The organism is Algoriphagus aquatilis, assembly GCF_042657405.1.
GTDB lineage: Bacteria > Bacteroidota > Bacteroidia > Cytophagales > Cyclobacteriaceae > Algoriphagus > Algoriphagus aquatilis.
Genome location: NZ_JBHSKS010000003.1, coordinates 121,443 through 131,239, shown reverse-complemented (window position 1 = coordinate 131,239; position 9,797 = coordinate 121,443). Strand labels below are relative to the sequence as shown.

Below are 9,797 nucleotides of genomic sequence, written 5' to 3'. Positions count from 1 at the left end.
CAGGGATCGAGCTTCGACATTTTTCGATAAACTCAAAAACCTAGCTCAGGGATCGAGCTTCAACATTTTTCAACTAGCTCAAAAGCCAAACTTAGGGATCGAGCTTCGACATTTTTCGATAAACTCAAAAACCTAGCTCAGGGATCGAGCTTCGATATTTTTCGACTAGCTCAAAAGCCAAACTTAGGGATCGAGCTTCGACATTTTTCGACTAGCTCAAAAATCAAGTTAAGGAACGAGCTTCGACTTAATTAAAGGGAAGTGAGCTTGTCGAACTTATGGGGAGGTGAGCTTGTCGAATTTATGGGGAGGTGAGCTTGTCGAACCTCAACTCTCTTTTTTATGCTAACCAATCAGGCTTATTGATTCAAGATTGAGACATATTTCAATTATAAATCCTTTAAGAAACGCTTCCTATTAACCGTTAGAAGCATTATTTTTAACTCATATCTTTTTCAAAATCAGTAGTTGAATTTTTATTAATATGAGAGGGTACATGTACATATTGCTTTGCGGTAACGGACAATACTACACTGGAAGCACAATCGATTTAGATAGGAGATTGGAACAGCATCAAAATGGAGAAGGAGCCAATTTTACCCGAAAACATCTTCCGATTAAACTTGTCTATTGTGAAACCTTCGACAGGATTGATGAGGCCTTCTACAGGGAAAAGCAAATTCAAAAATGGACTCATGCCAAAAAGGAAGCTTTGATCAACGGTGATTTGGACCTTCTTGTCAAATTGAGCAAGAGTAAAAAATAACTTCCCCTTCGACATTTTTCGACTAGCTCAAAAGCCAAACTCAGGGATCGAGCTTCGACATTTCTAAAAACTCAAAAGCCTAGCTCAGGGATCGAGCTCGGTGACTTCAAAGGTCGAATTTCGGAGGTAAATCTAGACAAGCTCGGTGACCCCAAAGGTCGAATTTTGGCAAATTAGCTTGTCGAATTTCGGGGGGTGAGCTTGTCGATTTTCGAGGGGTGAGCTTGTTGATTTTCGGGGGGTGAGCTTGTCGAACCCCCAATTTTTCCTAATTTCATCGCAACCAAATTTTCACTTTTTGTGAGCCAAAAACCGCTACAAATCCTTTCCGACGAAGCCTGGTTGGAGCCCTTTGCACCTGCTATCAACCGTCGATTTGAACAGTTCCAATCCGCGATCCGAACTATCAACGACTACTCCGGCAGTATCCTGGAGTTTGCCCGGATGCACGAGTATTACGGCATCCACTTCGATAAAATCCGCAACGGTTGGATTTATCGGGAGTGGGCCCCCGCTGCCAAGGCCCTTTTCCTTATGGGTGATTTCAACTGGTGGGATCGAAATTCACACCCACTTAAAAGAAACCATCGCGGGGATTGGGAGATTTTCCTTCCCTTTGATCACTACCAGCACACCTTTATCCACGGCAGCAAGATCAAGGTTCGCGTCATCGGGGCCAATGATACTGACCTTGACCGAATTCCGGCTTACCTCCGAAGGGTGATTCAGGACGAAAAAACCCACGACTTCGCCGGGCAACTCTGGTTTCCCAAAAATGAATTTGCTTGGACAGATCAGCATTTTTCATCAAAAAAAGCGGCTAAAATGCCCCTGATCTACGAATGCCACGTGGGAATGGCTCAGGAAAAACTCGGAGTCGGCACCTACAAAGAATTCGAAGAACTCATCCTTCCGCGCATCAAAGCCGGGGGCTACAATGCCATTCAGATGATGGCCGTGATGGAGCATCCGTATTACGGTTCCTTTGGCTATCACGTGTCTAACTTCTTTGCGCCCTCTTCCCGATTTGGAACGCCTGAAGAGCTAAAAAGCCTGATCAACACCGCCCATGAAATGGGGATTGCCGTCATCATGGACATCGTGCATTCCCATGCGGTGAAAAACGTCCTCGAAGGCCTCAACGAGTTTGACGGAAGTGCCGATCAATACTTCCATCCCGGCGCAAGAGGCTACCACGAGGGCTGGGATTCCAAGCTTTTCAACTACGGCAAATGGGAGGTGCAGCAGTTTCTACTCTCCAATATCCGCTACTGGCTGGAGGAGTTTCACTTTGACGGATTCCGCTTCGACGGAGCCACCTCCATGCTCTACCATCACCACGGACACGTGTCTTTCGACTCGGCAGATAAGTACTTCGATGCCGGAGTGGACGAAGAGGCCGTGCTGTATTTTCAGTTGGCTAATACTTTGATTCATGGGTTGAAACCCGCAGCAATTTCAATAGCAGAAGAAGTCTCAGGGATGCCTGGACTTAGCCGAAGAGTGGACGAAGGCGGCTTGGGATTCAATTTCCGTCTGGCGATGGGGATTCCTGATTTTTGGATCAAGACCCTGAAGCACAAGCTGGACGAGCAATGGGATATGTTTGAGCTGTGGCACGAGCTGACCAACCGACCCAAACTGGAAAAATCCATCGCCTATGCCGAGAGTCATGATCAGGCGCTGGTGGGGGACAAAAGCATCGCCTTCTGGCTGATGGACAAGGAAATGTACTTCTCCATGTCGGTACTGGAGCAAAACCTTGTCGTAGACCGTGGCATCGCCCTGCACAAGCTGATCCGCATGATCACACTGACCTTGGGTGGTGAGGGCTATCTGAACTTTATCGGCAATGAATTTGGGCATCCGGAGTGGGTGGACTTCCCCCGACTGGGCAACGACTGGAGCTACCAATACGCCCGTCGGCAGTGGTCTCTGGTGGATACGCCTCACCTCCGCTACCGTCAACTCGATGCCTGGGATAAAGTAATGATTCACCTTACCACCGAGCATCAACTTCTCTCCGCCCCTCCTGCCGAGCAACTTTTCCTCGATCCGGATAAGAAGATCCTGGCCTATACCCGAGGGGGATTGATTTTTGTCTTTTCCTTCCATCCGACCGAGTCCTATTTCGGTTTTCCGATCCGTATGCCCGAGGCAGGAACCTATCATATCCTCCTCAACTCCGATGAAAAAATCTACGGAGGCTTCGAGCGCCTCGATAAGTCCATTGCCTACCCTACCGACAAAGACAAACAGGTGCATTTATATGTACCCAATCGGGTGGTGATGGTGATGGAGAGGAAGAATTAAACGAGACATTAAATATAGTCTCAATGAGATAAATTTTAAAAGAGCATAATTGAAAAATATAAGCTCAAAAAATGAAACAAATTATAATTATTGGATTTTCAACAACAGGAAAATCGTCTTTAATAAAAAAAATAAAAGAAGAAATCCCTTCGATTAGAAGATCTATATTAGATACTGATGAAGAGATTTCAAAAAATTATGAAAATAGCATTTCTAATATTTATCTCCAACTTGGACGTGAAAAAGCACTTTTTGAAATTTTAAAATTAGAATCACAATTAATTGAAAATCTAATTGAAAAACCAAATAACCTTATAATTGCTGCTGGCCCTGGATTACCTTTTCGTGAAAATTTTAAAAAATACATTTCTATAAAGCAGCCTCATGTTATATTACTAGAAAATTCAGCCAATAACATTTACGAAAATTTAAAAAAAAGAAGAGAAGAATTATTTAATAAACTAAAAGAACCTCGATCTGATTTTGGTATTTGGGATATTGGTGTAATGGTAGATGAATATAATATTGAATTTGATAAAAAAATAGCTATCGAAAATATTGAAAATATTTTAAAACAAAGAAATAAAACATATAGATATTTTGCAAAACACACATTTACAACAAGTGAAGTATTAAGTAATGATGAGATTCCAAAAGAAATTTTAGAAATCTTATAAAACACTTACATTAGTATAATTTGTAATCAGACTATCACGAAGTAGTCTTTAGTAAAAAATCTATTAGGTTCCAATTAGCGCTGTTTGAGAATTAAACATTCTATTATTCCTTAAAAGAAATAAAATAATTAAAATTCCGAAAAATGAAAACTATTTTAATTTCAACCTTCTTTATTCTTTTACTCTTTTTAAATACTCAAGCACAAGAGATACCAAAGGAATACCGAAGTTTCAATACGATGCTAATCCAATTAGACAAAGATGCTCCTGAAATTTTAGAATTATGCGCTAAAGCCTTGATTGAATTTGACCATGAAATTGAAAAAATAGATAAGGATTATTTTACCATTTCAACAAAACCAAGACTAGCTAAAAACGTCCTTAATTACTACATTAAAGTCAAGGTTATTGATCAAAAAGCAGAATTTCAAATATATTCTTCAATGGACATATCCATTTATGGTATTAACTCAGAAGGTTATTCTTTAACCAATTTCAAAGGACAAAAAGGTTCTGCAAACCATGAAGCAGTTATGAAGCTCTTTTCTGTTGTAAATAGTTTAAACACAGAAATTCAATTTTTAGAAAAGTAGATTCTTCCCAACTCTAGGCGTAGTTTCTTCTCAACACCATCTAAGTTCAATTTGGCGCCCACCTCCCTAGGTGTAGTCTCTTCTCAGCACATCTGAAGTTCAATTTAGCGCTGGGTGAAGTTAGAAATTAGACCCTTCTATCCCTTCCGATCCCGTACAGCTGTCGGGATGCAATTCGATCCATTTCCCATCCCAAATCCCTACCTACCCCACTTCCGAACCTACTCGTCTCAGTTCTGAACTGAACTGAGTCACTTGGTAACTGAACCAGTTCGGTTCCGAACTCAGTGAGTTCACCTTTTAACTGAACCAGTTCCGTTCGGAACTCACTGAAGTCATTTCCGAAGTGGGCAGGGGTACTTCGGAAGTACCCTCTCCTACCTCAGAGGTCGAAGCATGGAGTAAAAAGGCCCAACGTTTCGCCTCTTAGGTCAAAACGCAGAGCAAAAAGGCCCAGCGTTTCGCCTATTTTGTCCATGATTTGAGTAACAAGGTCCAACGTTCGGCCTTTGAGGTCCAAATTCCGAGAATTACGGTTCAAGATTTCGCCTCAGAGCTTAAAAGGCCGAACAAAAAGGTGCGACGTTCCGCTTCTGAAGCCAAATCACCGAGCAAAAAGGTTAATTATTTCACCAAAAAGATCAACTTGTTTAGCATAGAGTTGAACCATTTCAGCCAAAAGTCAAACTTTTTCAGACTAGAGATAAACGCGTTTGCCAAAAAAAGGAAACAGTTCGCTGCTGAGATGAAATCGTTTAACAAAAAGCTGAAATAGTTTAGCAGGGAAATAAACCACTTCATCCAATCCATAAAATTTTTCTGCTTTGACCTTAAGTCCATCTGCAATTCCTAACTTGAAAGAAGCATAGAACAAAGTAGGACTACCTTTTAAGAAAATTTAAAAAGCTCCTTTTGGGCGTAAATTCTATCACGAATCAATGGGGTTCAATGTGGCGCTAGTAGAATTTTGAAATCTCACCCTTCTCATCAAACCATTCCTATAGCTATCGGAATGCAAATAGATTTCAAGCCATTCAATGAATTTTTCCTTAAATTCAAAACAAACTTCACAAGCTATGACTACCCTAGACCTAAAAAAGCACCTGATTCAGCGAATCTCGGAAATCGAGGATACTGCTTTCTTGGAAGCCATCAAGACAATCTTGGACAGCAAATCCCAAATCCTCCACCTGACTGCTGAACAGCGGGCCGAAATCAAGCAATCGCAAGAGCAGATCAAACAAGGCCTTTTCATCAGTCAGGATCAATTGGATGAAGAATTTGAAAAATGGGCAAGCGAAAACTGATTTGGTCTCATTTAGCCAAAATCAAACTTTTTGAGACACTAGATTTTTATACCCATCGGAACAAAAGCTCCGATTACTCGAAGAAGCTTTATCGGGAATTCAATCAAAAGCTCAGATTGACAATCACCAATCCAGAGATGGGAATCAAAACAGACTTCGATCCCATAAGAGGCTTAATCGTAAGAGATTTTATACTTTTTTATGAGGTTACACCCGATCATATCATTGTTCATACAGTTTGGGACACACGACAAAATCCCGAAAAATTAAAAATCAAATGAATAGCGGGTGAATAGTTCTATTCCCCAAAATCAGCGTGTTGAATAACCATTTTTCAAGATAGGTACCCTTTAGTCATCATTTCAACTATGGATCTGTAAAGTCCAATTGGATGCAGCGTGAAGTTTTCCCACCCTATACTGACCTAAGGCTAATTCCGATCCCGATCGGAATTCTTGACGCCTTGTCCTTTCCTACTATCTTAACCATTCCGCTATCAAGGTGATATTGACTGAAGTTCTTAAATTTCGAAGAATCCACTTCAATCCTTCATCATGTCTAGCAACAGGCACTCCGCATCCACATACGCCAAGTGTGCAGTTTTACTGCTGATCATGGCATGCACCTTTTTTCAAATCCAATTTGCCAAAGCTCAAAGTCAGGAAGCTCCAAAAACCACTGGCTTTGGGTTGCACGGTGGAATCAATGCAGGAATCCTCAGTGGCGGTGGCGGACCCAGCTTTTCCATCCATTATGCAGGTCGGAGGGACAAGGTCATCCAGCTGGAATCCCAACTTCTTTTTGATTACCATTCAGGCAAGACTTTTCTCAGTGGCTATGATCAAAAAAACACCGGCTTGGGACTGGTAGCCGGGATCAGGGTTAACTTCCTGCCTGAAAAAAAATGGAATCCCTCCCTGTTTCTGATGCCCGGGTTGATGTACAGCTCGAGGACAATTTCCCGGCCGACCGACCCCATGCAACAGGGTATTTCAGGTGCAATCAGCACCGGAATTTCCTCCCTTATTCACCAAAAACACATGATCAGCATCGGTACCCATGGGGGAGCCTACATTTCCTCCATCTTCCTGAAATACGGGTATTGGTTTTAAGGATTCAGGGCAGATTTTCTTTTAAAGCAACGCAGCTCCTGAGTGAGATATACCCATGTTTTCCATAAAAAGATTTCATGGAAGATTCATTTTTGATTGGTGAGAATCCCCGAATTCCAAAAATATATTTGCGGCCAAAACACCCTTTGACCCAAATCTAACTCACATGCAAACCCTCAAAATTGCCCTTGACTGGACACCAAACGTCAATCACATCGGGCTCTTTGTAGCCAAGGAACTCGGATTTTACTCAGCTCAAGGCATACAATTGGAGCTGCTGAATCCTTTGGATGATCACTACCAAGTGACTCCCGGCAAAAAGCTGGAACTCGACCAAGCCGATTTTTCCATTGCACCTTTTGAGACGGTGATCAGTCTCAACAACAAAGCAAATCAGGTGGATGCCGTGGCTATCTATGCCATCCTACAGCAGGATTTGAGTTGCGTGGTATCCCTAGGCGACTCGCCTGTCCGTACGATGAAAGATCTTGACGGGCGGATCTATGCTTCCTACAAAGCCCGATACGAGGATCACATCATCCAGGAGATGGTGAAAAATGATGGCGGAACCGGACAAATCCAACTCAGTTACCCTGAGAAGCTGGGCATTTGGAATACCCTATTGACGGGAAAAGCGGATGCGACCTGGATTTTTGATAACTGGGAAGGTGTGGAAGCAGCCACAAAAAACATCACCCTGAATAAGTTTTACCTGAAGGACTACGACATCCCTTATGGCTATTCCCCGGTAATTTTCACCAAAAAGGAGAAAATGAATCAGCACCTGGATGCTTATACCCGTTTTATCAGAGCTACTCAACTCGGCTATCAGTTTGCCGTGGAAAATCCCGAAAAAGCAGTCACGCTTCTTCATCCCTACCTCACTCCTTACGATCAGCAGGCGGTGAATTTGCATCGTGCACTGGAGCTTTCGAGTCCCTATTTTGCAGAAAATGGAAACTTCGGACACATGAATCCTACTCGGGTTAGGGCATTTTTGGAATGGTTGGTAGAAAAAAACTTAGAGAAATCTGTCATTCTTAACCAAGAGCTTTTTACCAATAGCTTGGTTGGCTAACAGTGCGTCATTTTTTTTATTCCCCTTCCAATTGACGGAAGGGGAAACTTCTTCCCAAGAGAATTACCTCTTTTCTGATTTTATTGACTTCAAGTAGAACCGAAAATGACTTCAAGGGAAAGGCTCTGTCCCTTGAAAAGGTGAATGTCTTTTTTAAAAGCAACCATAATTGAAATGAAAAATCGGGTTCACTTCTAATTCGGCATTTCACTTGCATGTATCGGGCTACCTTATCAGACTTCCCATGACTTCGTTTTTTCAATCCAAGCGACTTACCTACGCGCTACTTTTGATATACCTGATTTCCTTGGTATGGATTATCGTGTTGAAATTTAATTTGGTTGCCTACCACGCCGGGGTAGAACGAAGTATCAATTGGATTCCTTTTCCCCGTTTGTTTGGATTACCCGGCCAAGGGGACCGCAATGAACTGCTCCTCAATGTGCTGATTTTTGTTCCCTATGGATTGTATTCGGGGATACTTTGGCAAAAGTGGACCCTCCCACGGTTGATACCGGTCTTTCTCACTTCGAGCTTCCTCTTTGAATCAAGCCAATATTTTCTCAAATATGGAGCCTTTGATGCCACAGATTTGGTCAATAATACCCTTGGCGGAATCTTGGGATGGATTACCTACCAAGGCTTGAAAAAGTTGGCAAAAAGCCCCAAGCTGGCAAGGAAATGGGTCAATATCTTCGCACTGATCGGAACGGGGATCATTCTGGGTTTATTGTTGTTTCTCAAATTCAACCAGCTGTGGATTTTCCGAATGCAACTCTTAGAGAGTTGAGATTTTAGCTAATCAAAAAGCTATTCCCTAAATCCAAACTGGGGTTAACTCCGTAAAAGAGCTACCTACTAGGCCAAACCATTCATTTTTAACTTATCAAAAACACATGTCCAACCTCCAACTCATCATCGAAGAGCGTGCTGCCGATATCGGCAAGTTTCTGGTAGGCCGCTTGCTCCCCTTTCGCCAAAAGCGCATGATAGGCCCTTTCATTTTCATCGATCACATGGGCCCTGTCAAGCTGAACGAGCGGGAGCAAATGGATATTTTGCCGCATCCGCATATTGGACTCTCGACTTTGACATTTCTTTTCGAAGGGAGCATCATGCACCGAGACAGCCTGGGAACTGCTATAGAAATCCAACCCGGCGCGGTGAATTGGATGACCGCAGGAAAAGGAATTGTCCACTCCGAACGCACTCCGGATCACCTGAGAGATTCGGAAAAAAGCCTCCACGGCTTGCAGATTTGGGTGGCTTTGCCAAAGGAACGGGAATTTATGGACCCGGAGTTTTTTCATATCGAAGCCCATCAAATCCCCACTTGGACGGAAGGGACTACCCAGTTCAAACTCATTGCAGGGGAAGTCATGGGACATCGCTCCCCTGTCCCCGCCTATAGCCCGCTGTACATGCTGGAGATCAAAAGTCAGGAAAAGCAAACCCTACACTTGGGTGCGTCTCTTTTTGGAGAAAGTGGCTTATACATTCTGGAAGGCGGCATCCAAAGCGAAGGCAATCACTTTGGACCCAAGCAAATCCTGGTGGCCAAAGAAAGTTCCCTTTGCGAATTCACCATCGAAGCCAATAGCACGATTTACATTTTCGGAGGTGAGGCATTCCCGGAAGAGCGTTTTATCGACTGGAATTTTGTGGCCACCAGCAAGGAAACGCTTGCAGTAGCTAGACAAAAATGGAGGAACCAGGAGTTTGACAAGATCCCGGGAGACAGTGCGGAGTTTGTACCCTACCCGAGCTTTCAAGGCAAGTAAAAAAAGTAAGCAGTGGTCAGTCTCAGTGGGCAGGACCCAACGTCATCGCGAGGAGCAGAACTCCAAGACATGTATTTTTGGAAGGCTCTCCTGCGACGAAGCGATCTTAAAAAGTATGAAAGCTGAAGTCTGAAAGCTTAAAAAAGTATGCAGAGATCAGTCTTAGCAGG

At 43.0% G+C, this 9,797-nt stretch carries 10 protein-coding genes; all 10 read left to right on the top strand.

The genetic code is table 11. The features are described 5' to 3' along the window. Positions 1 to 484: 484 nt before the first annotated feature. The 10 genes from ACFPIK_RS04970 to ACFPIK_RS04925 all read left to right on the top strand — a co-directional run bounded on the left by ACFPIK_RS04970 (position 485) and on the right by ACFPIK_RS04925 (position 9,627). Positions 485 to 766, top strand: coding sequence for a GIY-YIG nuclease family protein (locus ACFPIK_RS04970; RefSeq protein WP_377912855.1), 282 nt, complete (start codon positions 485 to 487; stop codon positions 764 to 766). A 300-nt stretch (positions 767 to 1,066) separates the two neighbouring features. Beyond that, positions 1,067 to 3,079, top strand: a complete 2,013-nt coding sequence (locus ACFPIK_RS04965; RefSeq protein WP_377912853.1) for an alpha amylase C-terminal domain-containing protein — start codon at positions 1,067 to 1,069, stop codon at positions 3,077 to 3,079. 71 nt (positions 3,080 to 3,150) lie between these two features. Further along, entirely contained in the window at positions 3,151 to 3,756 is a 606-nt protein-coding gene (locus ACFPIK_RS04960) for a shikimate kinase (protein ID WP_377912851.1), read from the top strand. Between the two features lie 143 nt (positions 3,757 to 3,899). Beyond that, positions 3,900 to 4,349, top strand: coding sequence for a hypothetical protein (locus tag ACFPIK_RS04955; RefSeq protein WP_377912849.1), 450 nt, complete (start codon positions 3,900 to 3,902; stop codon positions 4,347 to 4,349). Positions 4,350 to 5,425: 1,076 nt separating this feature from the next. After that, positions 5,426 to 5,656 (top strand): hypothetical protein, encoded by a 231-nt coding sequence (locus ACFPIK_RS04950; RefSeq protein ID WP_377912847.1) that lies wholly within the window; start codon positions 5,426 to 5,428, stop codon positions 5,654 to 5,656. Next, positions 5,638 to 5,937, top strand: a complete 300-nt coding sequence (locus tag ACFPIK_RS04945; protein ID WP_377912845.1) for a type II toxin-antitoxin system RelE/ParE family toxin — start codon at positions 5,638 to 5,640, stop codon at positions 5,935 to 5,937. The genes ACFPIK_RS04950 and ACFPIK_RS04945 overlap by 19 nt, the downstream gene beginning before the upstream one ends. A gap of 273 nt (positions 5,938 to 6,210) precedes the next feature. Next, complete coding sequence (locus ACFPIK_RS04940; protein WP_377912843.1) at positions 6,211 to 6,768, top strand: hypothetical protein; 558 nt, start codon at positions 6,211 to 6,213, stop codon at positions 6,766 to 6,768. 166 nt (positions 6,769 to 6,934) lie between these two features. Then, positions 6,935 to 7,846, top strand: coding sequence for an ABC transporter substrate-binding protein (locus tag ACFPIK_RS04935; RefSeq protein WP_377912841.1), 912 nt, complete (start codon positions 6,935 to 6,937; stop codon positions 7,844 to 7,846). Between the two features lie 244 nt (positions 7,847 to 8,090). Next, complete coding sequence (locus tag ACFPIK_RS04930) at positions 8,091 to 8,636, top strand: VanZ family protein (protein WP_377912839.1); 546 nt, start codon at positions 8,091 to 8,093, stop codon at positions 8,634 to 8,636. 106 nt (positions 8,637 to 8,742) lie between these two features. Next, on the top strand, positions 8,743 to 9,627 hold the full coding sequence (locus ACFPIK_RS04925) for a pirin family protein (RefSeq protein ID WP_377912837.1): 885 nt from the start codon (positions 8,743 to 8,745) through the stop codon (positions 9,625 to 9,627). Positions 9,628 to 9,797 lie beyond the last annotated feature (170 nt).

What these genes read in the sequence shown, in the direction of transcription:
- ACFPIK_RS04970 (WP_377912855.1), top strand. Translation starts at nt 485, where the DNA reads ATGAGAGGGTACATGTACATATTGCTTTGCGGTAACGGACAATACTAC.
- ACFPIK_RS04960 (WP_377912851.1), top strand. Translation starts at nt 3,151, where the DNA reads ATGAAACAAATTATAATTATTGGATTTTCAACAACAGGAAAATCGTCT.
- ACFPIK_RS04955 (WP_377912849.1), top strand. Translation starts at nt 3,900, where the DNA reads ATGAAAACTATTTTAATTTCAACCTTCTTTATTCTTTTACTCTTTTTA.
- ACFPIK_RS04950 (WP_377912847.1), top strand. Translation starts at nt 5,426, where the DNA reads ATGACTACCCTAGACCTAAAAAAGCACCTGATTCAGCGAATCTCGGAA.
- ACFPIK_RS04945 (WP_377912845.1), top strand. Translation starts at nt 5,638, where the DNA reads ATGGGCAAGCGAAAACTGATTTGGTCTCATTTAGCCAAAATCAAACTT.
- ACFPIK_RS04940 (WP_377912843.1), top strand. Translation starts at nt 6,211, where the DNA reads ATGTCTAGCAACAGGCACTCCGCATCCACATACGCCAAGTGTGCAGTT.
- ACFPIK_RS04935 (WP_377912841.1), top strand. Translation starts at nt 6,935, where the DNA reads ATGCAAACCCTCAAAATTGCCCTTGACTGGACACCAAACGTCAATCAC.
- ACFPIK_RS04930 (WP_377912839.1), top strand. Translation starts at nt 8,091, where the DNA reads ATGACTTCGTTTTTTCAATCCAAGCGACTTACCTACGCGCTACTTTTG.
- ACFPIK_RS04925 (WP_377912837.1), top strand. Translation starts at nt 8,743, where the DNA reads ATGTCCAACCTCCAACTCATCATCGAAGAGCGTGCTGCCGATATCGGC.